The 24,067-nt window shown below is 72.9% G+C and carries 16 protein-coding genes; 13 read left to right on the top strand and 3 right to left on the bottom strand.

What is annotated here, in order from left to right:
- Positions 1–101: 101 nt before the first annotated feature.
- Positions 102–1,559, bottom strand: coding sequence for a lipase maturation factor family protein (locus AB0442_RS03585; RefSeq protein ID WP_366160526.1), 1,458 nt, complete (start codon positions 1,557–1,559; stop codon positions 102–104).
- Between the two features lie 295 nt (positions 1,560–1,854).
- Here AB0442_RS03585 and AB0442_RS03580 point away from each other — a divergent pair, with 295 nt between their 5' ends.
- Both AB0442_RS03580 and AB0442_RS03575 read left to right on the top strand, forming a co-directional pair.
- Positions 1,855–2,778, top strand: a complete 924-nt coding sequence (locus AB0442_RS03580) for an EamA family transporter (protein ID WP_366160353.1) — start codon at positions 1,855–1,857, stop codon at positions 2,776–2,778.
- 224 nt (positions 2,779–3,002) lie between these two features.
- On the top strand, positions 3,003–4,088 hold the full coding sequence (locus AB0442_RS03575) for a substrate-binding domain-containing protein (protein ID WP_366160351.1): 1,086 nt from the start codon (positions 3,003–3,005) through the stop codon (positions 4,086–4,088).
- A gap of 27 nt (positions 4,089–4,115) precedes the next feature.
- Here AB0442_RS03575 and AB0442_RS03570 read toward each other — a convergent pair whose 3' ends face one another.
- A complete protein-coding gene (locus AB0442_RS03570; RefSeq protein ID WP_366160349.1) occupies positions 4,116–5,009 on the bottom strand; it encodes a DMT family transporter in 894 nt (297 codons plus the stop codon).
- Between AB0442_RS03570 and AB0442_RS03565 the strand changes: the two genes are divergently transcribed.
- Complete coding sequence (locus AB0442_RS03565) at positions 5,008–6,438, top strand: PLP-dependent aminotransferase family protein (RefSeq protein WP_366160347.1); 1,431 nt, start codon at positions 5,008–5,010, stop codon at positions 6,436–6,438. The genes AB0442_RS03570 and AB0442_RS03565 overlap by 2 nt on opposite strands.
- A 79-nt stretch (positions 6,439–6,517) precedes the next feature.
- Here the strand turns inward: AB0442_RS03565 and AB0442_RS03560 are convergent, their stop codons facing one another.
- On the bottom strand, positions 6,518–7,591 hold the full coding sequence (locus AB0442_RS03560) for a GAF domain-containing protein (RefSeq protein WP_366160346.1): 1,074 nt from the start codon (positions 7,589–7,591) through the stop codon (positions 6,518–6,520).
- Between the two features lie 325 nt (positions 7,592–7,916).
- Between AB0442_RS03560 and AB0442_RS03555 the strand changes: the two genes are divergently transcribed.
- The 10 genes from AB0442_RS03555 to AB0442_RS03510 all read left to right on the top strand — a co-directional run bounded on the left by AB0442_RS03555 (position 7,917) and on the right by AB0442_RS03510 (position 23,999).
- Entirely contained in the window at positions 7,917–9,143 is a 1,227-nt protein-coding gene (locus tag AB0442_RS03555) for an acyl-CoA dehydrogenase family protein (RefSeq protein WP_363546017.1), read from the top strand.
- A 251-nt stretch (positions 9,144–9,394) separates the two neighbouring features.
- Positions 9,395–11,263, top strand: a complete 1,869-nt coding sequence (locus AB0442_RS03550) for an ATP-binding protein (RefSeq protein ID WP_366160345.1) — start codon at positions 9,395–9,397, stop codon at positions 11,261–11,263.
- Complete coding sequence (locus AB0442_RS03545; protein ID WP_366160343.1) at positions 11,263–11,697, top strand: roadblock/LC7 domain-containing protein; 435 nt, start codon at positions 11,263–11,265, stop codon at positions 11,695–11,697. Before AB0442_RS03550 ends, AB0442_RS03545 begins: the two co-directional genes overlap by 1 nt.
- Positions 11,694–12,065, top strand: a complete 372-nt coding sequence (locus AB0442_RS03540) for a DUF742 domain-containing protein (RefSeq protein ID WP_263102871.1) — start codon at positions 11,694–11,696, stop codon at positions 12,063–12,065. The genes AB0442_RS03545 and AB0442_RS03540 overlap by 4 nt, the downstream gene beginning before the upstream one ends.
- 22 nt (positions 12,066–12,087) lie before the next feature.
- On the top strand, positions 12,088–12,666 hold the full coding sequence (locus AB0442_RS03535; protein ID WP_366160342.1) for an ATP/GTP-binding protein: 579 nt from the start codon (positions 12,088–12,090) through the stop codon (positions 12,664–12,666).
- A gap of 418 nt (positions 12,667–13,084) precedes the next feature.
- Positions 13,085–16,261, top strand: a complete 3,177-nt coding sequence (gene ileS, locus AB0442_RS03530; RefSeq protein ID WP_366160341.1) for an isoleucine--tRNA ligase — start codon at positions 13,085–13,087, stop codon at positions 16,259–16,261.
- Positions 16,262–16,406: 145 nt separating this feature from the next.
- A complete protein-coding gene (locus AB0442_RS03525; protein WP_366160340.1) occupies positions 16,407–18,368 on the top strand; it encodes an amino acid adenylation domain-containing protein in 1,962 nt (653 codons plus the stop codon).
- Positions 18,365–19,594 carry a cytochrome P450 gene (locus AB0442_RS03520; RefSeq protein ID WP_366160339.1) on the top strand — a complete coding sequence of 410 codons (1,230 nt, stop codon included), beginning with the start codon at positions 18,365–18,367 and terminating at the stop codon, positions 19,592–19,594. Before AB0442_RS03525 ends, AB0442_RS03520 begins: the two co-directional genes overlap by 4 nt.
- A complete protein-coding gene (locus tag AB0442_RS03515; RefSeq protein ID WP_366160338.1) occupies positions 19,591–22,731 on the top strand; it encodes an amino acid adenylation domain-containing protein in 3,141 nt (1,046 codons plus the stop codon). The genes AB0442_RS03520 and AB0442_RS03515 overlap by 4 nt, the downstream gene beginning before the upstream one ends.
- Entirely contained in the window at positions 22,719–23,999 is a 1,281-nt protein-coding gene (locus AB0442_RS03510) for an MFS transporter (RefSeq protein ID WP_366160336.1), read from the top strand. Before AB0442_RS03515 ends, AB0442_RS03510 begins: the two co-directional genes overlap by 13 nt.
- Positions 24,000–24,067: the final 68 nt, after the last annotated feature.

The raw sequence follows: 24,067 nt of genomic DNA, 5'->3' as shown, positions 1-24,067 counted from the left end.
GCGCCGAGATGCGGCTCGGCGGGTACGGCGCGAGGGCCAGAATACGGGTGCCCGTTCGACGGGCGCGAGCACCTGGCGCGTTGTTGCGGAGCTGTGCCGTGTCATGGCCCGGTCCGGGGTGCGAGGTGCCGGACGTCGCTGAGCGTGACCGGCGGGAGGAAGTCGCGCAGGGGTTCGCGGTGCCACCACTCGCCTGTGGACCTGAGCCGGCGCCAACTGCTGTACCGGTAGCGGTAGAGACGGGCGCGGACGAAGGTGGGCGGGGTGTCCGGGAAGGGGTTGTGGCGGAGCAGCCGGAGGGTGTCGGGGTCGTTGACGAGCAGCCGGGCGACCAGTGGGGCGAACCAGGGCCGGGCGTAGGAGGGGGAGATGGCGGCGAACCACATGAGCCAGTCGAGACGGAGGTGGTAGGGGGCGATCTGTCGCGGCATACGCCGGAGTTCGCCCGGTTTGCCCCGGAATCCATAGGCGTGCCAGCGGGTGTCGGGGCCGGGGAGTTGGGCGTCGGTGCCCTCCAGGACGATCTCGTGTCGGATCCGGGTGACCGAGCCGAAGGCGCCGTAGCTGTTCACCAGATGGAGTCGGTCGTAGGACCGGTTCATCGCCTGGTGGGGTGAGAGCAGGTTGCGGGCGGGCCGGTAGCTGAGGACGAGCACGCCGGCGGTGAACGCGAGCACCAGCACCTCGTACCAGACGGGGGCGGCGGAGTGGTGCGGGGCATCGGGGAGCGGGAGCACGCGGCCGGCGGTGCCGGCGTCGACCGCGGAGAGCGCCAGGGCGATGGTGAGCCAGTTCAGCCAGGCGAAGTTGCCGGAGAGGACCAGCCAGAGCTGGGTGACGGCCATCAGGGCGGCGGCGATGCTCGCCCCCGGCTGGGGCAGGAAGAGCGCGAACGGCACGAGTAGTTGGACGGTGTGGTTGGCCGCGACCTCGACCCGGTGCAGCGGTTTCGGCAGGTGGTGGAAGAACCAGCTGAGCGGGCCGGGCATCGGCTGGGTCTCGTGGTGGTAGTAGAGGCAGGTGAGGTCGCGCCAGCAGGCGTCGCCGCGCCACTTGATCAGTCCGGCGCCGAACTCGACGCGGAAGAGCAGCCAGCGCAGCAGCCACAGGACGGTGACCGGCGGGGCGACGTCGCCGTTGCCGAGGAAGACGGCGAGCACCCCGGACTCCAGCAGCAGCGACTCCCAGCCGAAGGCGTACCAGGTCTGGCCGACGTTGACGACGGAGAGGTACAGCACCCAGAGCAGCGCCCACCAGGGCATCGCGGCCCAGAGCGGCACGAGGTCGCCCGCCCCGGCGGCCAGCGCGGCGGAGAGGGCGGCTCCGGCCCACGCGGTGGCGGCGAAGGCCCGGTCGCTGTAGTGCCAGTGGAACAGGCTGGGCGAGCGCCGGAAGGGGACGGCGGCGGTGAAGCGCGGGACGGGGAGCATGCCGCGCTCGCCGATCAGGGCGCGGAACTGGTTGGCCGCGGCGACGAACCCCACGGTGTAGAGCAGCGCGACCAGCCGCTGGAAGACCTGGCGGGCGAGCCAGTAGTCGGGGGCCGCGAACCACTCCACCTCGTGCGCTCCTCGGTCGTCCGCGCTCGGACCGTCCATGCCTACCACTGCGAGGCCGGTCCGGCGCGCGGTGGCGTCCGTCCGGGCCGCCGACTTCATCCGGAAGGCGCACGGGGCGGGAGGGGCCACGGGGGCGGGCGCGCCGGCCGCAGGGCGGGACGGGGCTCCCGCGGTCCGCCCGGACTGTGATCTCATACCGGATGTTCAGTACCGAACCAGGGAGACACCCATGACATCGGCTTCGCCGCAGCCAGCCGCCGACCCGTCCTGTCCAGATCCGTCCCGGTCCGTCCCTGTGAGTACTCCCGTCGCGGCCCCGAAGGACGCCGCTCCCCCGCGCGGCCTGTCCGGCGCGGTCTGGGGCGCGCTCGGCATCGTCTACGTGGTGTGGGGCTCGACCTACCTGGCGATCCGGGTCGTGGTGGAGACCATGCCGCCGTTCCTGTCCGGGGCGATGCGCTTCGTCGCAGCGGGGCTGGTGCTGGCGGTGCTGATCGCCGTCCGCCAGGGGCCCGCCGCGCTGCGGGTGTCCTCGCGCGAGCTGGGTTCGGCGGTCCTGGTCGGCCTGCTGCTGCTGGTCGGCGGCAACGGCATGGTGGTGCTGGCGGAGCAGTCGGTGCCGTCCGGGCTGGCCGCGCTGATGGTGGCGAGCGTGCCGCTGTGGGTCGTGGTGCTGCGCCGGGTGCTGGGGCACCGGACGCCGGCGGCCACCCTGGGCGGGGTGCTGGTCGGCCTGCTCGGGCTGGTGGTGCTGAGCGCACCGGGCCTGACCGGCGAGGTGCGGCTGCCGGGCCTGGTCGCACTGCTGGTCGGCTCACTGCTGTGGGCCTGCGGCTCGGTGCTGGCGGGCCGGCTGCCGATGCCGGCCAATCCGCTGACGGCCAGCGTGTACGAAATGCTGGCGGGCGGCGCCGGGGCGCTGGTGCTGGCCCTCGTCCGGCACGAGCCGCAGGGCTTCGACCCGGCCGCGGTGTCGGGGGCGTCCTGGGCCGGGCTCGCCTATCTGGTGGTGTTCGGTTCGCTGATCGCGTTCAGCGCGTACGCCTGGCTGCTGCAGCGCGCACCGCTGCCGCTGGTGGCCACCTACGCGTACGTGAACCCGGTGGTCGCGGTGCTGCTCGGCTGGACGGTCCTGTCCGAGGCGCTGACCTGGCCGATCGCGGTCGGCGGCGGCGTGGTGGTGGCCGGGGTGTGCCTGGTGGTGCGGACCGAGCGCTGATCGGACGGGCCCGCACCGTCGGGTGGCCGGGCCCCGTCCATGAGTTGAGAAGTTGACGGCATCACCGGCCGGAGGGGGGTCGGAGGGAGATCATGTATTCAACAAGGTAACAATGTGGTCGAGAAATCTTAGTGAACGTTTTACTTGTTGACGGGCCTCGGCGTCGGCGGATTGACTTCCTGCTCGCCGCACTCCGCGGCGCTGTCAGGGAGGCACCACCCACCATGAACGCAATGACGCGTCGCATCCTCGCCGGCACGGCCGCTGTGTCGGCGGCGCTGTCACTGGCCGCGTGCGGCTCGGGCAGTAGTGCGAGCACCTCCTCCGGCACGAAGACCATCGGTCTGCTGCTGCCGGAGAAGTCGTCGTCGACCCGGTACGAGAGCTTCGACAAGCCGCTGATCGAGGCCTCCGTCGCCGCGCTGTGCACCAAGTGCGAGGTCGACTACGCCAACGCGGACGGCGACGAGACCGTCCAGAAGCAGCAGTTCGACGCACTGCTGGCCAAGGGCGTGAAGGTCATCCTCCTCGACCCGGTGAACTCGGGCGCCACGGCGACCTGGGTGGACGCCGCCGCCAAGAAGGGCGTGAAGGTCATCGCGTACGACCGCCTCGCCGCGGGCAAGGTCGCCGCCTACATCTCCTTCGACAACGAGCGCACCGGCGAGCTCCAGGGCCAGGCCCTGCTGGACGCGCTGGGCAGCAAGGCGTCGAACGCCAATGTCGTGATGATCAACGGGGCCGAGTCGGACCCGAACGCCGCCCAGTTCAAGAAGGGCGCGCACAAGATCCTCGACGAGAAGGTCAAGAAGATCGTCTACGAGCAGTCGGGCGAGTGGAAGCCCGAACTCGCGGCCACCAAGGTCAACGAGGCGATCGGCCACTTCGGCAAGACCGGCATCCAGGCGGTCTACTCCGCCAACGACGGCATGGCCTCGTCGATCATCGGCGCGCTCAAGGGTGCGGGCATGAACGTGCCGGTCGGCGGCCAGGACGCCTCGCTCGACGCGATCCAGCGGATCCTGACCGGCGACCAGACGTACACCATCTACAAGCCGTACAAGCCCGAGGCCGACGCCGCCGCCACCATGGCCGTCTACCTCGTGAAGGGCCTCGACATCACCTCGGTCGCGAGCGCCATGACCGAGAGCAACGGCCTGCAGATCCCGTCGATGCTGCTCAGCCCGATCGTCGTCACCAAGGAGAAGGTGGCCTCGACCGTCATCGCCGGCAACCTCTACAAGGCCAAGGAGGTCTGCACCCCGCAGGTCGCCCAGGCCTGCCAGGAAGCCGGCATCGAGGTCAAGTGACACCCTGCGGCCACCCGGCGGCGGGCGTCAGCCCCGCGCCCGCTGGGTGGCCGCGATGCATCCCAGCACCAGGAGCGCCGCGACCGGCGCCGCCGGGGAGAACCGCTCCCCCAGCACCAGCACCGCCCAGCCCAGCGTGAGCAGCGGCTGCGCGAGCTGCAGCTGACTGGCCTTGGGCACGCCGATCGCCGCCATCCCCCGGTACCAGAGCACGAAGCCGCCGAACTGCGAGATCGCCGCCGTGTAGGCGAGACCGGCCAGCGCCCGCGGCCCCGCGTGGACCGGCTCCGCGGCCAGGGCCAGGCCCGCCGCCAGCGCCGATACGGGCAGCGCCGCGACCACCGCCCAGGCGATCACCTGCCAGCCGGGCATCGAGCGGGCCAGCCGCCCGCCCTCCGCGTAGCCCGCCGCGCACACCGCCAGCGCCGCGACCAGCAGCAGGTCCGCACGGCTCAGCGCACCGCGGCTCTGCTGCACCGTGAAGCCGAGCACCACCGCCGCCCCGGCCAGCGCCGCCCACCAGAAGCCCCGGGACGGCCGCCCGCCCGAGCGCAGCGCCGCCACCACGGCGGTGGCCAGCGGCAGCAGGCCGATCACCACCGCCGAGTGCGCGGTGGACGAGGTCTGCAGGGCCAGCGTGGTGAGCAGCGGGAACCCGAGGACGCAGCCGACCGCCACGGCCGCCAGGCCCGGCCAGTGCGCCCGGTCCGGCAGCGGCACCCGGGCGGCGAGCAGACCGGCGCCGGCCACGGCCGCCGCGAGCACCCCGCGCAGGCCGGCGGCCGTCCACGGCCCGAAGCCGGTGAGCGCCCAGGCGGTGGCCGGGAAGCTGAAGGAGAAGGCGAGGACGCCCAGGGCGGCGAGTGCGGTGCCGCCGACCGCTACTGGACGGGCGGCGATAGCGCTATCGTGTGCTGTCATGCACGAGCGTAGCAGTGGGGCGGATCTTGCCGCGATTCTCCGGTCCGAACTTGACCGCTACCCGGTCGGCGGCCGACTGCCGTCCAGCCGGGCCCTGATGGAACGCCACCAGGTGAGCCCGGTGACGGTCGCCCGGGCGATCGCCCTGCTGGCGGCCGAGGGGCTGGTCGTCTCCCGTCCGGGCGCCGGGGTCTTCCGGGCCGCGGCACCGCGCCCGGTGCCGGTCGCCGGGGACACCTCCTGGCAGGAAGTCGCCCTCAGCGCCGAGGCCGGGGTGCCGCCGGCCCGGTCCGCCGACGCCTCCGGGGTGCTCGGCGCGCTCGCCGTCCAGCCCGCCGAGGTGATCGACCTCAACGGCGGCTACCTGCACTCCTCGCTGCTGCCCGAACAGGCGCTGGCCGGGGCCCTCGCCCGGGCCGGCCGGCGGCCCGGCGCCTGGAGCAGGCCGCCGCTGGAGGGCCTGCCCGAGCTGCGCACCTGGTTCGCCCGCGACATCGGCGGGACGGTGAGCGCCTCCGAGGTGCTGGTGGCCGCGGGCGGCCAGAGCGCCCTCACCGCCGCGCTGCGCTCGCTGGCCGCACCCGGTGCGCCCGTCCTGGTGGAGTCCCCCACCTACCCGGGGCTGCTGGCGGTGGCCCGCGCGGCCGGGCTGCGCCCCGTCCCGGTGCCGGTGGACGCCGACGGCGTGCGGCCCGGTCTGCTCGCCGACGCCTTCGCGGCCAGCGGGGCACGGGTGTTCGTCTGCCAGCCGCTCTACCAGAACCCGACCGGGGCGGTGCTGTCGGCCGCCCGGCGGCCCGAGGTGCTGCGCATCGCCCGGGCGGCCGGCGCCTTCGTGGTCGAGGACGACTTCGCCCGGCGGCTCGCGCACGCCGACGCCCCGCCGCCCCCGCCGCCGCTGGCCGCGGACGACCCGGACGGCGTGGTGGTGCACATCCGCTCGCTGACCAAGCCCACCTCGGCCAACCTGCGGGTCGCGGCACTCACCGCCCGCGGCCCTGCCCTGGAGCGGCTGCGGGCCGTCCAGGCCGTCGACAGCTTCTTCGTGCCGCGGCCGCTGCAGGAGGCGGCGCTGGAACTGGTCGGCGCACCGGCCTGGGCGCACCACCTGCGGTCCCTGGCCGGGCGGTTGCAGGAACGCCGGACGGCGCTCGCCGGTGCGCTCGGGCGGCTGCGGCCCGAGCTGCTCCCGCAGCGGCTGCCCGCCGGCGGCCACCACCTGTGGCTGCGGCTGCCCGACGGAACCGACCCGCAGCAGCTCGCCGCCGCCGCGCTGCGCGCCGGCGTCGCCGTCACGCCGGGACGCGCCTACTTCACCGCCGAGCCGCCGGCCCCGCACCTGCGGGCGGGCTACGGTGCGGCCGAGGGCGTCGACCGGCTGGTGGCCGGGGCGGAGCGGCTGGCCGCGGCCCTCGACGGGATGGCTTGATCCGTACGCCCCGATCGGCTCGTCCGGCCCCGTGGCGGCCGGCGGGCCGGGGCGCCGTACGCGCCCCGGCCGGAAGCGGTCAGCCCGACAGGCCCGGGCGGCCCTGCGGGTACGGGGGGAGCATTTCGCCGGGGCTGCGGCCGGACTGCTGCAGCCGGTCCACCAGCAGCGCGGCGAGGGTGCCGAGCTCCTCCTCGGTGCGGGACTGCGCGGTGACGTCCATGCCCACCGTCAGCACGCCGTTCACCATGCCCGTGCGGGCGTTGCGCAGCGGGGTGCAGGTGAAGGTGTACACCTGCTCGGCGCGCCGGGCACCCGGCAGGTAGGACTGCACCCGGATGTCCTTGAGCACGGTGGACCGGCCGGTGCGGTGGGCCTCGCCGACCGCGAGCGGCAGACCGGCGGCGGCCAGCTGCGGGTAGGCCTGGGCCAGGTCGGAGTACGGGCCGGGGGCGCCGAAGATGCCCGCGTGCTCGGCGTTGGCGTAGCGGATCGCGTTGTCGACGCCGTCGGTGAGCATGATCGGGAAGGGCGAGCCGTCGAAGGCCGCGAACATCTCCTGCTGCTGGGCGAGCAGGTTGTCGCGCAGCCGGATCTCGGAGAGCAGCGCCTCGGCCAGGTGCTGGATGTCCTTGAGGCGCTCGCGGCCCCACTGGCGCGGCTCGCGGTCCAGCACGCAGACCGTGCCGATGACGGTGTTGGTGTCGTCCACCAGCGGGGCGCCGAGGTAGGCGCGCACGCCCAGCTCGTCGACGACCGGGTTACCGGCGAACCGGGGGTAGGCCAGGATGTCGTCCAGCGCCAGCGGCGAGCGCTGCGCCACCACGTGCGGGCAGAACCCGTGGCTGAGCGGCATCTCGCGGGCCGGGAGGTCGAAGGCGATGCCGCGGTCGGCCCAGGTGTCGTCCTCGACGGGCTGGGTCTGCGCGGGATTTGGCGGGATGTAGAGCCCGCGGAACATCTGGCGCTCGTCGTTGATGAAGTTGACCATCGCGATCGGGGCGCGGGTGATGCTGGCCGCGAGGTGCGCGAAACGGTCGAAGGCCTCGTCCGGGCTGGGGTCGTTGAGTCCCAGGTCGCGGAGCCGGCGGGTCCGTCCGGACTCGCCCCCACCGCCCGGATAGGCGTTCTGAGCGCTCATCACATCAGTCATGGCGGACATGGTGTCAGAACCCCTTGCCGACCGGATCGGCGACGTCTCGTCAGATGCTCGGGAACAGGAGGGAAAGATCCATTCCCATCCGGAACACGATCAAATCCTGCCCCGAAAACGTCACACCCGTTTCACGCCAATCCATGATCACGCTCTGGAGGTGCGCAGTGACGCATATGACAATGAGTGCTTGCCGAGGACGGGTCACCCGTCCAACCGCGCGCGGCCCTCAACGGCGCGGCGGCCGTTCCGACCGTCCCCCACCCCCGGTCACCCCTGCGCGGGCGGCGGGACGGCGGCGCTCCCGACCGACGAGAGGACGCCCATGCTGGGCCAGGACTACTTCACCGACGAGCGGCACGAGCAACTGCGCGCCGAGGTCAGGGAGTTCGCCGAGAAGGAGGTACGACCGCAGATCGCCCGGATGGAGGCGGAGCGCACCGTCGAGCACGACCTCGCACGGGAGATCGCCCGCAGAGGATGGATCGGCGTCACCATCCCCCGGGTGTACGGCGGCATGGGGCTCGGCCACCTGGCCAAGACCGTCGTCATCGAGGAACTCTCCCGGGTCAGCGGCGCGATGGGCGCCATCGCCCAGGCCTCCCAGCTCGGCGTGGCCAAGGTCATCCACTTCGGCTCCGAGCAGCAACGCAGGCAGTGGCTGCCGCAGTTCGCGGACGGCCGGGCGCTGCCGACCATCGCGGTCACCGAGCCGGAGTCCGGCGGCCACGTGCTCGGCATGTCCGGCACCGCCCGCAAGCGCGGCCGCGACTACGTGCTGAACGGCCGCAAGTGGTTCGTCGGCAACTCGCACATCGGCGACGTGCACGGCGTGGTGTTCCGCACCGGCAAGGGCTCCCGCGGCCTCTCCGCCTTCCTGGTGCCCGGCGACGCACCCGGCTTCCGGCTCGGCGACCCCGGCTGCCAGAGCGGTCTGCACGGCTTCAGCTTCGGCGAGCTGGTCTTCGAGGACTGCCGCATCCCGGCCGCCAACCGCCTCGGCGACGAGGGCACCGGTCTGGACGTCGCCTACTCCTCCAGCATCCTGTACGGCCGGCCGAACCTCGCCGCGGTCGCCCTCGGCATCCACCGGGCGATCGTCGAGGACACCGTCGCCTTCGCCGAGGAACGCTCGCTCTACGGCAAGCCGCTGGCCGAACTCCCCAACATCAGCCTGAAGATCGGCGAGATGCAGTCCCGGCTGATGACCGCACGGCTGGCCGCGTACCACGCCGCCCACCTGCTGGACCTCGGCCGGCCGTGCGACGCGGAACTCATGAACTCCAAGCTGGTGAACACCGAGTACGCCCTGGACTCGGCGCGCAACGCGATGGAGATCCACGCCGCCCGCGGCCTGCAGTCGGACTTCCGGATCGAGCGCTACCTGCGCGACGCCACGCACGTCTACCCGCCGGCCGGCACCTCCGACGTCCAGCGGCTGCGCCTCGGCCAGGTGGCCGCCGGCAGCTACGGCGTGCAGTGGTCGGAGAAGCTCGCCGAGCTGGTCAAGGTGCACAGCACGGTCTGGGCCCCGCAGGCGCTCGCGGTCTGATCGGCGCCCGGCGTCCGCCCGGCGCGCCCGGCGCCGGGCGGACCCGAACACCCCTCGCACAGTCCACATTCCGTCAGATGATGTTGCTCTTCGGCCAGTCGGGGCTGGTACCGTGCTGCCGTCGACGGCCAGGCCGTGCGGAGCCAATTGATGACGGACAGTCAACAAGCGGTATATCCTTCCCGCTCGCCCCCGCCGGCACCCGTCGACTCGCACGGGCTCACGCCGTCTGCACCCGCACGAGGAATCAGATGCCAGGCATACCGGCCCAGCGCCCCGGCCACCGCGCCGGCCGCACCGGCTCCCTCCGTACCTCCCTCCTCCCCCTGGTGCTGGTGCCCTGCGCCGGCCTCGCCGTCGCCTGGGGGTACGCCGGCGTCCTGCTGCTGCACGCCGGGCAGGGCCTGGCCTTCGCGCTCGGCACCGCCGTCGTGGCCGCGGTGCTGGCCTGGAGCCTCGTCCAGGGTCGCCGCACCGCCCAGGTGCTCACCGCCAGGATGGACGGCCTGCGGGAGATCACCCGCACCCTCGCCGAGACCGAACTGCCCGGCGTCGTCCGGCAGATCGAGGCCGGTGAGAGCGTGCCGGAGCCGGCCGACGGCCGCGCCGCCCGCCGCTCCGACGGGGACGAGATCCAGCAGGTCGCCGAGGCCGTCGACGCCGTCCGGCGGACCGCGGTCGCGGCCATCGTCCAGCAGGCGCAGAGCCGCGAGGGCACCAAGAAGGTCTTCCTCAACATCGCCCGCCGCACCCAGGTGCTGATCCACCGCCAGATCACCATGCTGGACGAGCTGGAGCGCCGCCACGAGGAGCCGGAGCTGCTCAAGGAGCTGTTCGCGGTCGACCACCTGGCCACCCGGATGCGTCGCAACGCCGAGAACCTCGTCGTCCTCGGCGGCGCGCTGCCCGCCCGCCGCTGGCGCAACGCCGTGCCGATGGTCAACGTGCTGCGCTCGGCGGTCTCCGAGACCGAGAACTACGCCCGGGTGGTCGTCCAGGGCGTGCCGCGCACCGCGCTGGCCGGCCAGGCCGTCGCCGACGTCATCCACCTGGTCGCCGAACTCATCGAGAACGGCACCACCTTCTCCCCGCCCTACACCCAGGTGCTGGTCTCGGCGCAGGAGGTCCCCAAGGGCCTCGCCGTCGAGGTCGAGGACCGCGGCCTCGGCATGTCCGAGGAGGAGTACGAGCGGCTCAACGCCTACCTCGCCGACCCGCCGGAGCTGGACGTCGCCGCGCTCGGCGACGACCTGCGGCTGGGCCTGTTCGTGGTCTCCCGGCTGGCCGGCCGGCACGACATCCAGGTCGCGCTGCGCCCCTCGCCCTACGGCGGCACCCGCGCGGTCGTCCTGCTGCCCACCGCGCTGCTGGAGGCCGCTCCGGCGCCCACCGGCTTCCCCGGCCTGCCGTTCGGCGCCCGGGTGGCCGAGCAGCCCGCCGCCCGTCCCGCGGGCGGACTCACCGCGGGCGCGCCGATCCCCGGCCTGCCGGGCGCGGTGGTCTCCGCCGTGCCGTTCCGTGCGCCGACCGCGCCCGACCTTCCCGCCGTCCCGGCGCAGTCCGCGCCTTCGGCCGAACCCGCCGGGCCCGTGGCGCCCGAGCCGGCGCCGGTCGCCGAACGGGCCGTCCACGAGACCGCCCCGGAGCCGCGCGAGCTGCCCACCCGGCGGTCGCAGCCGCCCGCGCTGCCCGCCGCCGGGACCTCCTACGTCCGGCCGGCCGTGGCCGAGCCGCCCGCCGTCCCGGACGTCCAGGAACTGCAGGACCCGCAGGACCTCACCGCCGGGGACGAGCTGCGCACCCCGAAGGTGCTGCCGAAGCGGGTGCGCAACGCCAGTCTCGCCGACCAGCTCCGCGAGGCCGCCGCGGCCGAGCGCGCCACCGGCGGCGGTACCCCGGCCGCCGGCGCGGCCGCCCGGCCGGACCGGCCCGCCCCGGAGGACGACCCCTCGCCGCAGCGCTCGCGCGCCACCATGGCCGCCATCCAGCGCGGCACCCGGACGGCCCGCGACAGTGCGCCGCCGAAGGCGTTCCCCGCCGGGGAGCCCGCCGGGGCCTCCGCCGAGACCCCCACCACCACCGCACCCGACCATGCCCCTGCTCGCGAGGACCAGCCCTGATGACGACCCAGCACACCGAAACCCAGCGCGATCTCAACTGGCTGCTGGACGAGTTGGTCTCCCGGGTACCGGAGACCAGGCACGCCGTGGTGCTGTCCGAGGACGGGCTGCTCGTCGGCATGGACAAGAACCTGGACCGCGCCGACGGCGAGCACCTCTCCGCCGTCGCGTCCGGGCTGCAGAGCCTCGCCCGCGGCGCCGGCCAGCGCTTCGACGGCGGCCGCGTCCGGCAGACCGTGATCGAGATGGACCACCTGTTCCTCTTCGTCACCACCGCGGGCCAGGGCGCCCGGCTGGCCGTGCTCACCTCCGAGGCGGTCGACGCGGGCCTGATGGCCTACGAGATCAACATGCTCGTCAAGCAGGTCGGTGCCTACCTCACCGCCGCGCCGCGCAGCGATGCGGGCCGGGAGCGGGCGGGTGACCTTGCGTGACCCCCGAGGAGGCGTGGTTCGACCGGGAGGCCGGGCATCTCGTCCGCCCTTACGCGATCACCGGCGGGCGGACGGAGTCGGGCCGCACCGACTACTCGCTGATCACCCTGGTGGTCACCGCCGACCCGCGCGTCGACACCACCCGGCTGGGGCCCGAACCGGCGGCGATCCTCGGCATGTGCCGGGAGCGGCCGCTGGCGGTCGCCGAGATCGCGGCCCAGCTCGACCTGCCGGTGAGCGTGGTCAAGGTGCTGCTCGGCGACCTCGCCGACGCCTCGCTGATCATCACGCGGGCACCGGTCCCACTGGCCGAGGTGCCGGACCTGGCCCTCGTCCAGGCCGTCATCGACGGCGTGCGCAATCTCTGAGAACAGCTGAGGAGCAAGCACGATGACCCAGAGCCTGGTCCCCGGGGCGGTCAAGATCCTGGTGGCCGGCGGTTTCGGCGTGGGCAAGACCACCATGGTCGGCTCGGTCAGCGAGATCGAGCCGCTGTCGACCGAGGAGCGGATCACCCAGGCCAGCGTCGGCGTGGACAGCCTCGACGGCGTCCGCGACAAGTCGACGACCACGGTCGCGATGGACTTCGGCCGGATCACCCTCCGGGACGACCTGGTGCTCTACCTCTTCGGCACCCCGGGGCAGTTCCGCTTCTGGTTCATGTGGGACGACCTGGCGCTCGGCGCCCTCGGCGCGATCGTCCTGGCGGACACCCGGCGGCTGGAGTCCAGCTTCGCCGCGGTGGACTACTTCGAGCAGCGCGGGGTGCCGTTCGCGGTGGGCGTGAACTGCTTCCACGGCCGCCGCGAGGCGAGCGCCGAGGACGTCCGCGCCGCACTGGACCTCGACGAGTCGGTGCCGGTGGTGCTCTGCGACGTCCGCGACCGGGCCTCCAGCAAGGAGGTGCTGCTCGCCCTCCTGGACCGCGTCCGCACCGGAGCCCTCGCGGCGGCGGGCCAGTCGGCCTGACCGGGCGACCAGCCAGGAGTGAGCGGGGCATCTCCCGGCCGGCTGGGGCACGTGGCGCAGGTCGCTACCGGGATGTCGGCGTACCGCCCTGCACGCCGGCACTGACCGGTGCCCAGTGGGCGACGATCCGCTGGGTGCACTCCGACGACGGTCGTTGTTGACAGCGGTATCTGACTTCGGGTTGGGTTCTGCCGACAACTTCATCATGGTCACAGGCACTGATCCGGCTATCACCGGGGAGCCTCCGGAAGAAACGGGCCGACGGCCCGGAGTAGAACCGGACGGGAGCGGCCCGTCACAGCCGTCAATGAGGGGCTGTCCGCCGAGCGGACGGCAAACGGGGTGGTACCGCGGCGTCCGCACACTCGGACGGCGTCCCCGTACACGCACAGTCGACGCGCGCACGAGGAGTACCGCCATGGCCGACAGGCCGGATTCATCTACGTACCCTGCTGTTCCCGCCCAGCCGTCCTTTCCGGCGATCGAGCACGAGGTGCTCGACTTCTGGGAGACCGACGGGACGTTCGGCGCCTCCGTGAAGGACCGCCCGGCCGGCGAGGACGGGAGCAACGAGTACGTCGTCTACGACGGGCCGCCCTTCGCCAACGGGCTGCCCCATTACGGCCACCTGCTGACCGGATACGTCAAGGACACGGTCCCCCGGTACCGGACGATGCGCGGCCAGCGCGTCGAGCGCCGCTTCGGCTGGGACACCCACGGCTTGCCGGCCGAGGTCGAGGCGGAACGCCAGCTGGGCATCAAGCACAAGTCCGAGATCGACACCATGGGCGTCGCGGCGTTCAACGACGCTTGCCGCACATCCGTGCTCCGCTACACCTCCGAGTGGCGCGACTACGTCAGGCGCCAGGCCCGCTGGGTCGACTTCGACAACGATTACAAGACCCTCGACCTCTCCTACATGGAGTCGGTCATGTGGGCCTTCAGGCAGCTCTGGGACAAGGGGCTGATCTACTCCGGATTCCAGGTTCTCTGGTACTGCTGGCGCTGCGAGACGCCGCTGTCGGCGACCGAGACCAAGATGGACGACGTCTACGCCGACCGCCAGGACCCGGCGGTCACGGTGGGTCTGCGGCTGTCTGCAGACGGCGCAGGCTCGCTGGCCGACCTGGACGGCGCCCTGGCGCTGATCTGGACCACCACGCCGTGGACGCTGCCCTCGAACCTCGCCGTCGCGGTCCACCCGGACATCGATTACGCCCTGGTGGAGACCGGGCCGGACCACGGCTGTGAGCGGTATGTGATCGCCGAGGCCAGGATCGGGCACTACGCGCGCGAGCTGGGCGAGGATCCGACTGTCCTGCGCCGGTTCAAGGGTGCCGAGCTGGTGGGCCGCCCGTACACGCCACCCTTCGACTTCTTCACGGGCCGGGCGAACGCCCACCGTGTTCTCGCGGCCGACTACGTGACGGTCGACGACGGCACCGGTCTGGTCCACCTTGCGCCGGCCTTCGGTGAGGAGGACAAGGCCGTCACGGACGCCGCCGGCATCGAGGCCGTCGTCCCGGTCGATGCCCGTGGCAGGTTCGGCCCCGAGGTGCCGCCGTACGCGGGGCTGCAGGTCTTCGAGGCCAACAAGGCAATCATCAGGGACCTGCGCAACCGGGCGCCGCACACCGCGGGGGTGCTGCTCCGGCACGAGACGTACGACCACCCGTACCCGCACTGCTGGCGGTGCAACAGCCCGCTCATCCAGCGCGCGGTCGACAGTTGGTTCATGAGGGTCACTGCGATCCGGGACCGGATGGTCGAGCTCAACGGGCAGATCGAGTGGGTGCCGTCGCACATCAGGGACGGGCAGTTCGGCAAGTGGCTCGCCGGTGCCCGGGACTGGAACATCTCACGCAACCGGTACTGGGGATCACCGATCCCGGTCTGGGTGTCCGACGACCCGCGGTACCCGAGGACCGATGTCTACGGGTCGCTCGACGAACTCGAACGGGACTTCGGCGTGCGGCCGCTGGACCTGCACCGGCCGCACATCGACGAGCTCACGCGGCCCAACCCGGACGATCCGACCGGGAAGTCCATGATGCGGCGGGTGCCGGAGGTGCTGGACTGCTGGTTCGAGTCCGGCTCGATGCCGTTCGCCCAGGTCCACTACCCGTTCGAGAACGCAGACTGGTTCGAGCGCCACTACCCGGGCGACTTCATCGTCGAGTACAACGGCCAGACCCGGGGTTGGTTCTACACCCTCCACGTGCTGGCGACGGCGCTGTTCGACCGGGCGGCGTTCTCCTCGGCCCTCGCGCACGGCATCGTGCTCGGCGACGACGGGCAGAAGATGTCGAAGTCCCGGCGTAACTACCCGGACGTCAACGAGGTCTTCGAACGCGACGGGTCCGACGCGATGCGCTGGTTCCTCTTCGTCTCCCCGATCCTCCGCGGCGGCAACCTCGTCGTCACCGACCAGGGCATCCGCGACGGGGTTCGGCAGGCAATCCTGCCGCTGTGGAACACCTGGTCCTTCCTGTCCCTGTACGGCACGGCCGCGGGTCGCCGCGGCGTCTGGCGCACGGACAGCCGCCACGTCCTGGACCGGTATGTGCTTGCCCGGACCGCCTCGCTGGTGGACGGCGTCACGGCGGCGATGGAGACCCACGACATCGCGGCAGCATGCGAGCGGATCCGCGACCACGCCGAGGTCCTGACCAACTGGTACGTCCGCCGGTCGCGGAAGCGGTTCTGGGAGGGCGACGGCGATGCCATCGACACGCTGCACACCGTCATGGAGGTGACCGCCCGGGTCGTGGCGCCGGTGCTGCCCTTCACCTCCGAGCGGATCTGGCAGGGGCTCACGGGCGGCCGTTCGGTCCATCTGGAGGACTGGCCGCGCTCGGCGGATCTGCCGCACGACGACGACCTGGTCACGGCCATGGACCGGGTGCGGCAGATCGCGTCGGCGGCTCTGTCCCTCCGCAAGGCGCGCGGACTGCGGGTCCGGCTGCCGCTCGCCAGGCTGACCGTGGCGGCCGCGGACACTGCTGCCCTCGCGCCGTTCTCGGACATCCTGCGCGAGGAGGTCAACGTCAAGGCCGTCGAACTCACCTCCGAAGTGGACCGGTTCGGCCGCTTCGAGATCGCCGTCAACGCGAAGGCCTGCGGGCCGCGGCTGGGCGGAGCCACCCAGCAGGTGATCCGCGCGGTCAAGGCCGGCGACTGGAAGCAGGACGCCGGGGGCGGCGTGACCGCGGCGGGGATCGAGTTGCTGCCGGGCGAGTTCACCGAGCGGCTGGTCGCGTCGGACCCGGACGGCACCGCCGCCCTGCCCGGCAACAGCGGCCTGGTGGTGCTTGACACGGCAGTGACCGACGAGCTGTCCGCCGAAGGGCTGGCCAGGGACGCCGTCCGCCTGGTGCAGCAGGCCCGGCGGGAGGCCGGCCTCGACCTGTCCGAGCGCGTCGAGCTGGTCGTCGAGGCGTCGGGCGCCGCGCTCGATGCTGTCCGTGCGCACGAGGAGTTCGTCGCCGGCGAGGTCCTCGCGGACAGCGTCGCCTACCGGGCCGTCGCCGAGCCGACGCTCGTCGGCACCGTCGCCGACGGGACACCGGTGCGGGTGCTGCTGAACCGCCGCTGACGGCCGGGCCACAACCCGTCCGCCTGCCGAAGCAGCAGGTGGACGGGTTGTGCCATGGCCGGATCAGTCCACCTGGATTCCCTTCCCGCGATCCCCGCCGCCAGCCACAGTAGGTCTGCGGAGCTTCTCGGGAGAAAGGGCGTCCATGGTTTCGTCGACGGTGCCGACGGACACGTTCCACGTGGTCAAGAGCGTGCACGGACAGTACAGCGTCTGGCCAACAGACCTTGACATACCGTCCGGCTGGGGCCTCGGCGGCATGACCGGAGACCGGGAGGAGTGCCTCGCCGAGATCGACCGGATCTGGCCCGATCCGGTCGCCGCTCCCGCCGGTGCGGGCGATGCGACCGGCGACACCCTGCTGTCGCTCTTCGAGCGGACCGTGGCCGCCCACGGTGAACGGCCCGCCGTCCGGGACGATCACACCGCGCTCGACTACCGCGAGCTGGACGAGCGCTCCTCGGCGCTCGCCGCCCGGCTGCGGGGGCTCGGTGTCGGCGCCGAGGACCGGGTGGCCGTCTACCTGGAGCGGGGCGTCGACGTCTTCGTCGCCCTCCTCGGCATCCTGAAGAGCGGCGCGGCCTACGTCGCGGTCGATCCGCGCTACCCGGACGAGCGGCGCGACCTGATGATCTCGGGCAGCGGTGCGAGGCTGGTGCTGTGCCGTCCGGGCTGGGCGGAGCGCCTGGCGGGAGTCGACCGCCCGGTGGTGGAGTGGTCCGGCGCGCCGGTCGACGGGCCCGTTCCGGCGGTGCCCGTCACCGTCACCCCTGCGAACGCCGCCTGCGTGCTCTTCACCTCGGGCACGACCGGGGTACCCAAGGGGGTGGTGCTGGAGCACCGCAACCTGGTCAACTTCGCGACGAACCCGGCACTGCCCGAACTGCGGCCCGAAGACCGCACCGGCCAGATCTCCAGCCTGTCCTTCGACGCCTTCCACTTCGAGACGTGGTGCAGCTTCGCGGCCGGCGCCGAGATCGCCGTCCTGCCGGCCCTCGCAGACCTGATCGGCACCGACCTCCAGCGCGACCTGCGGCGCAACGGCATCACGGCGCTGCTCGCCCCCACCATGGCGGTCAACCAGCTGGTAGCGGAGGACCGCGACTCTTTCGCCCCGCTGCGCATTCTGCACACGGGCGGCGACGTGGTCACCCCGTCCGCCTGCCGCAGCATCCTGTCGGGCCGCTTCCGGGGACGGTTCCACAACCTGTACGGGCCCACCGAAACCACTACGGCATGCACGGCCCACCCTGTCACCGAGGTCACGGCGGACGCCGGCACCGTGCCGATCGGCCGCGCCGTTGACGGCGCCCGTCTGCACGTCCTGGGCCCGGACCTCCAGTCGGTGGCCCCCGGCGGGACGGGCGTGCTGCACGTCGGCGGCGTGGGTGTCGGGCGCGGCTACATCGGGCAGCCAGGTCTGACGGCCCGGCAGTTCCTGCCGGATCCGACCGCGGCGGACGGCAGCCGCATGTACGTCACCGGCGACCTCGTCCGGCTGGACGGCGACGGGGTACTGGAGTTCGTCGGGCGAGCCGACAACCAGGTGAAGATCAGGGGCTACCGGGTTGAGCCCGGAGAGGTCGAGCGCGCCCTGTGCCAGTGGGACGAGGTCCGCGACGCGGCAGTGCTCCCGGCCGGCACCGGCGAGGACCGCTGGCTCGCCGCGTTCGTCGTCCCGTACGACGCCCTCACGCCGAAGGACGTCCGCGCCTTCGCCGAGGCGAAGCTGCCGGACTTCATGGTGCCCAGTTCGGTCCTGGTCCTCCCCGAGATCCCTGCCAACTCGCACGGCAAGCGGGACTGGTCCGCCATGCAGGCCCTGCTGGAGGAGGCCCGTCGGCGCGAGTCGGAGCGGGTGGAGCCCGGCACGGCGACGGAGATCGGTCTGGCGGCGATCTGGGAGGACCTGCTCGCCGCCGAGCACGTCGGCGCCGACGACGACTTCTTCGCGCTCGGCGGGCACTCCCTGTTGGCCTTCCGCATGCAGCGCAGGATCGGCAAGGACCTCGGAGTGGCCGTGGCGTTCAGCGACATCGTCGAGAACAGCTCCCTGCGGGAGCTCGCCGCCGTCATCGACGACCTTCGCGACGGGAGCGGGGAATGACCGGGACCGCGTCCACCGCGATCGACCTCTCGGACCCCGGCCTGTTCGTCCGCGGGGAGCACCACGAAGCGTTCCGACGGCTGCGCGCCGAGGAGCCCGTATGGTGGAACAGGACCGCCGACGGGGGCTTCTGGGCCCTCACCACCTACGACGACATCGTTGCGGTGTACCGCGACCACGCGACCTTCAGCTCGGAGGGCGGGGCGATCCTCGGCGGGTCGCTCCGCAGCGAGCGGGACACCGCGGCCGGTCGGATGCTGGTGGCGACCGACCCGCCGCGTCACCGCATGCTCCGTGCCCAGATGCACCCGGCGTTCGCGCCGGAGATGATCGGGCGGACCAGGGAACAGGTGGAGCTGCTGGTCGACGCCGCCCTGGAACGCGCCCTGGCCGACGGCGGTTGCGACTTCGTGACCGACGTGGCGGCGGAACTGCCGGCCGGCGCCCTGATGGCCATGGCCGACATCGGCCACACGGACGCCCACCACCTGATCGGGCTGACCCGGCGGATGATGGCGTTCCGTGAGGCCGGTCAGGGCTACGACGACAGCGACGCCCGCATCCGGCTGGCCGAGGTACAGAGCGAGATCTTCGACTTCTTCGCCGACCTGATGGCCGAGCGGCGCCGCCGTCCGGGCGCGGACTTCGTCAGCATGCTGCTGGCCGCCGAGGTCAACGGGCGACGGCTCTCGGAGTCCGACGTCCTCTACAACTGCATGAATATCGCCGTGGGCGGCAACGAGACGACGCTCTACACGGCGTGCGCGGGTCTCGCGGCCTTCATGGAGCACCCCGGTGAGTTCGACCGGCTGGTCGCCGACCCCGGATTGCTCGACACCGCACTGGAGGAGCTGCTGCGCTGGGGCTCGGTGAACGCCTATGTCCAGCGCATCGCCCTCAAGGACACCGAGATCGGCGGGCGGCTGATCCGCCGCGGCGAGTCGGTGACGCTCTGGAACGTCTCCGGCAACCGCGACGAGAAGCAGTTCCCGGCCGCCGACCGGTTCGACGTTGCCCGCACGCCCAACCGGCACCTCGCCCTCGGCAACGGGGTGCACCGCTGCGTCGGCGCGCCGACCGGACTGGCGGAGCTGGGCGTCCTGTTCGGCAGGCTCGCCGAGCAGGGGATCCGGGCCGAGGAAGCCGGACCGATGGAGCGGCTGCAGTCGAACTTCATCCTCGGCATCACCCGGCTGCCGGTCACGCTGACGAGGACCCGGCCATGAGCCTGCTCACGGCGGTGCTCCGTCACGCCGACCTGCGCCCCGACACGATCGCCGTCACTGACGGAACCGGCGCCTGGTCCTACCGTGAACTGGTCCACCGGGCCCGGGCCCTGGCCGCCGGCTACCGCGAGGCCGGGGTGACCGCGGGAGGCCGGGTGGTGCTGCTACTGCCACCCGGCCGCGAGGCGGTCGCCGCTGCCCTCGCCGCGTTCTGGACGGGCGCCGCCTACGTGCCCGTGGACCCCGTCCAGCCGGCCGGACGCCTGCGCGCGATGCTGGAAGACTGTGCCCCGCAGTTGGTGGTGGGACAGACCCCAGCGGCGGCGGACGGCCCGTCCTCGACGGTCCGGAGCGTGTCGTCCCTGCTCTCGCCGGCCCCGGCCGGCGAGGCGGCGGCCGGAGCCGACGACGACCTCGCCTACATCGTCCACACCTCGGGATCCACCGGCCGCCCCAAGGGCGTCATGGTCGAGCACGGCAGCGTCCTCAACCTGATCGACGAGCTGGACGTCCGTGCACCCGTCCCGGACGGCTGGACGGGATCGTGGTGGTGCAGCCCCGATTTCGACGTCGCCGTGTGGGAGCAGTGGGCGCCGCTGGTCCGGGGCGGCACGCTGTGCGTGGTACCCGCCGCAGAGCGCCTCGACCCCCGAAGGTTCCTCGCGTTCCTGGACCGGGAAGCGGTCGGGAGCTGCTACGTGCCGCCGAGCTTCCTCACCGTCCTGCGGGACCGGCTGCGCGACGAGCCGGAATCGGGCGGCTCACTGCGCCGGGTCCTGGTGGGCGTCGAGCCGATCCCGCTCGGGCTGCTCCAGGAGATCAAGGCGCTCCGGCCCGGACTGCAGATCGTCAACGGCTACGGTCCCGCCGAAACCACGGTCTGCTGCACCCTCTACGTGGTGCCCGACGGGCCGGGGGAATCCGCCGGCCGCACCCCGATCGGTACGGCCGTCACCGGCAACCTGCTGCGGATCATCGGACCGGACGGTCGGCCCGCCGCCGACGGGGCAGGCGAGCTGCTCATCGGCGGTGCCGGCGTCGCCCGCGGGTACGTCGCCGCGACGGCCGAGCAGCACGGGCGGTTCGACCCGCCGGAGGCCGGTACCGGCACGGAGCGCTGGTACCGGACCGGAGACCTGGTGCGGACGCTGCCCGACGGCAACCTCGAATACCTCGGGCGGGCCGACCGGCAGCTCAAGCTACGCGGCTACCGCGTCGAGCCCGCGGAGGTCGAGTTCGCCCTGCGGTCGGTGCTGCCCGTGCGCGAGGTGGTGGTCGATCAGCGGGACCTCCCCGGCATCGGTCCGGCCCTCGTTGCCTACGTGGTGGCGGACGCCGCCTTCTCCGCCGACCGGGTACGGCAACGGCTGCGCGGGCTCCTTCCCGTGTACGCCGTTCCGAGCCGCCTGGTCGCCGTCGCAGAACTCCCACTCACCCGCAACGGCAAGGTCGACCGGGACGCGCTGCGCGAACGGCCCCTGGACGACGTTCCGGAGACCGCACCCGGGCTCCCCGCCGGAGCACTTGCCGAAGGGGCCGACGGGCAGGCGGTCGCCAAGGAGATCGACGGGCAGGCAGTCGCCCTGGTGTGGGCGCGGATCCTGCGCACCGCCGAGGTGCCGGACCCCGGACTTGGCTTCGTGGACCTGGGCGGGGCGTCACTGGGCGCGGTCCGGGCCGCGGCCGAACTGGAGACCCTCACCGGGCAGGCCGTGTCGGCGGCCGACGTCCTGCACGCGGTCTCAGCGACGGAGCTGGCGCAGCGGCTGCGCGGCACCCGGGCCGAGGAGCCCGCGCAGCCGTCCGGCACCACCGGACGGATCGACGGCGAGCTGAGCGTCAACCAGCTCGGCATCTGGCTCCACGACCTGACGGAACCGCTGCAGTCCGCCTACCTGGAGCCGGTCTGCTTCGAGCTGAACGGGCCGTTGGACATCGACCGACTGACACGGGCCGTCCGGCGCGCGGCGGCGGCCCACCTGTCGTTCGGCGCGGTGATCGAGGACGAGGACGGGGACGGCGGGCCGGTGATGCGGCTCGGCCGTCACACCGTCGAGCCGGTGGAGATCGAGATCCCCGAGGGAACCGACCGAGCCGGCGTGCAGGCGCTGCTGCGCGCGGAGGCCACTGCGCCGATGGCGCTCGACGAGGGACCGTTGATGCGCTGCCGGCTGTTCCGGCTCGCCCCGGACCGGGCGCTGCTGCTGTTTGTCTGGCACCACCTGGTGGCGGACGGCTGGTCGGTGCGGCTCTTCCTGGACGAGCTGGCCGCCTGCTACCGCGATGTCGGCCGGGTGGCGCAGGCGCCCGCGGTGACCGTCTGCGACCTGAACGCCCGGCAGAACGCGGAACTCGGCACGCCCGCGGCCGGCGCCAGGCTCAGGAGAGCGGCGGCCCGGCTGGCCGGAGCCCCGGCCGAGGCCTTCCCGAGTGCCCACGCGGCCGGGGCCGCCGCCCGCCGCGGGGGCCGCGCCGGCGCGGGGCCGGGCGCGGTGCAGCGCCTGCAGCTCGCCGGCGGCTTCGGGGCGGACCTCGCCAAGGCGGCGCGCGGACGGGGGCTCACCCCCTTCGTGTTGGTCTCCGCGGCGTACCGCCTCGCGGCCGCCGAGGCCCTGGGGCTGGGCGAGTTCCTGCTGGGCTGCGCGACCTCGGGACGCCGGCACCCCGACGCCATGGCGGTCGCCGGGTGCCTCATCAACACCGTGCTCATGCGGTTCGGCCCGCTCCCGCCCGCCCGGGACGACCTCCTGCAGGACACCGCCCGGGAGATCGAGCGTGCCCTATCGGCCCAGGAGGACCTGCCCTTCGCGGCGCTGGTCGCCCGGATGCGGCAGGCCGACCGGACGCTGCCCAAGCGGATGCCCCAGCTGTACCTGAGCGTCGACGACGACTACCCGCTGACGCTGCCCGGGCTCGACTGCCGGGTCGTGCCGGTCGATCCGCACCGCGCCAAGTTCGACGCGACGCTGGTGCTGCGAATGTCGCCGGCCGAGGTGTCCGGCGTCTTCGAGCACCTGCTCGACAGTGTCGGACGCGACCGCGCCGAGCATTTCGTGGACGCTTTCCGCCGCCACCTCCGGGATTTGGCGGGCCACTCATCGACACACAAGGAGGAAGAACGCCAGTGGACCTCGTGAATCGTGTGCGCCGGAGTCCGGCCGCTCTGCTCGGTACAGGGCCGAGCCGACTGCTGGTCTCGGCCAGCCTGGCCGGCAGCATCGGCCTCGGCATGTACGGCTCGGGCAGTCTGCTGTTCTTCACCCGGGTCCAGCACCTGTCGATCGCCCAAGTGGGATCCGGTCTGTCGATCGCCGCGGTGGTGGCGCTGTTGGTCGGCATACCAGCTGGCCGGGCGGCCGACGTGGTGGGCGCCCGCCGGATGGTGGTGGGCGCCGGGCTGCTGCAGGCCGTCCTGCTGTGCGCCGCCCTGACGACCGGCTCCTCCTACCCGCTCTACCTCGTGGTGATGTGCCTCCTCGGCGCGGCCAAGCAGGCGGAACAGGTCGCCCGCGGTGCCGTGGTCGCGACCGTCTGCACCGCGGACGAGCGGGTCGAGGTGCAGGCGAGGATGCGCAGTGTCTTCAACATCGGCGTGACGGTCGGCATCCTGCTGGCCGGTGCCGCCACGGCGTGGGACACCCGGGCCGCCTACGCGGGCCTGATGGTGGCCAACGCCGTTACGGCCGTGTGCGCCGCGGGGATCATCATGCGCCTGCCCGCCACCGCGGGCCGACCGCGCGGTGCTGCCTCCGGAGACCGGTGGGAGGCGCTGCGGGACTACCCGTACCTCGCTGTCGCCGTCCTGTGCGGCTTCGTGGCGATCGCCGACGCGGCCCTTACCGTGGGGCTGCCGCTGTGGGTGGTCGACTACACGTCCGCGCCGCGGCCCGTCGGAGTCTGGTTGCTGGCCGTCAACACCGTCCTGATCAGTCTCTTCCAGGTCTGGGCCAGCCGCGGGGCGAAGACCGCCGAGGGGGCGCGGCGTCTTCTGCGCCGGTCCTGCGCGGCGACGGCTGCCGCGTGTTTCGTGTTCGTGTTCGCCGCCTGGGTGCCCGCCGTCCCGGCCGTTCTCGCCCTGGTGGTCGCGGTCGGTGTGCTGACGCTCGGTGAACTCTGGGGTTCGGCCGCTGCCTGGTTCCTGCGGTACAGCTTGGCGAAGGAGGGGGCGCAAGGCGAGTACGGCGGCGTCTTCGGCCTTGCGACCGGTATTCCGGCGATGCTCGGCCCGGGCATGGTGACCTTCATGATGACCGAGTGGCGTGGCTGGAGCTGGGTGGCCGTCGGCGTGCTCGGACTGCTCGCGGCGGCGGTGTCGCCGAGCGTGCTGCGCCGGGCGGAGACGGCCAAGGCGGTCCGGGAGCGCGTGCCCGTCGACGTGGCGGCCGTCCCCGCGGCAGCGGGCTGAGCGGCACCCCGGCACCCCCGTACGGCGAGTGGGGCCCGAGGGTTGGATACGCGGGGGCCCCGCGCCGG

This window comes from Kitasatospora sp. NPDC085895 (genome assembly GCF_040702125.1).
In the GTDB taxonomy this organism is placed as follows: Bacteria; Actinomycetota; Actinomycetes; order Streptomycetales; family Streptomycetaceae; genus Kitasatospora; species Kitasatospora arboriphila.
Note: the sequence above shows the minus strand (reverse complement) of the source record. Positions and strands in the feature narration are given on the sequence as shown.

Coding starts and splice junctions, on each gene's coding strand:
- AB0442_RS03575 (WP_366160351.1), top strand. CDS start 3,003: ATGAACGCAATGACGCGTCGCATCCTCGCCGGCACGGCCGCTGTGTCG.
- AB0442_RS03565 (WP_366160347.1), top strand. CDS start 5,008: ATGCACGAGCGTAGCAGTGGGGCGGATCTTGCCGCGATTCTCCGGTCC.
- AB0442_RS03570 (WP_366160349.1), bottom strand. CDS start 5,009: ATGACAGCACACGATAGCGCTATCGCCGCCCGTCCAGTAGCGGTCGGC.
- AB0442_RS03560 (WP_366160346.1), bottom strand. CDS start 7,591: ATGACTGATGTGATGAGCGCTCAGAACGCCTATCCGGGCGGTGGGGGC.
- AB0442_RS03555 (WP_363546017.1), top strand. CDS start 7,917: ATGCTGGGCCAGGACTACTTCACCGACGAGCGGCACGAGCAACTGCGC.
- AB0442_RS03550 (WP_366160345.1), top strand. CDS start 9,395: ATGCCAGGCATACCGGCCCAGCGCCCCGGCCACCGCGCCGGCCGCACC.
- AB0442_RS03545 (WP_366160343.1), top strand. CDS start 11,263: ATGACGACCCAGCACACCGAAACCCAGCGCGATCTCAACTGGCTGCTG.
- AB0442_RS03535 (WP_366160342.1), top strand. CDS start 12,088: ATGACCCAGAGCCTGGTCCCCGGGGCGGTCAAGATCCTGGTGGCCGGC.
- ileS (WP_366160341.1), top strand. CDS start 13,085: ATGGCCGACAGGCCGGATTCATCTACGTACCCTGCTGTTCCCGCCCAG.
- AB0442_RS03525 (WP_366160340.1), top strand. CDS start 16,407: ATGGTTTCGTCGACGGTGCCGACGGACACGTTCCACGTGGTCAAGAGC.
- AB0442_RS03520 (WP_366160339.1), top strand. CDS start 18,365: ATGACCGGGACCGCGTCCACCGCGATCGACCTCTCGGACCCCGGCCTG.
- AB0442_RS03515 (WP_366160338.1), top strand. CDS start 19,591: ATGAGCCTGCTCACGGCGGTGCTCCGTCACGCCGACCTGCGCCCCGAC.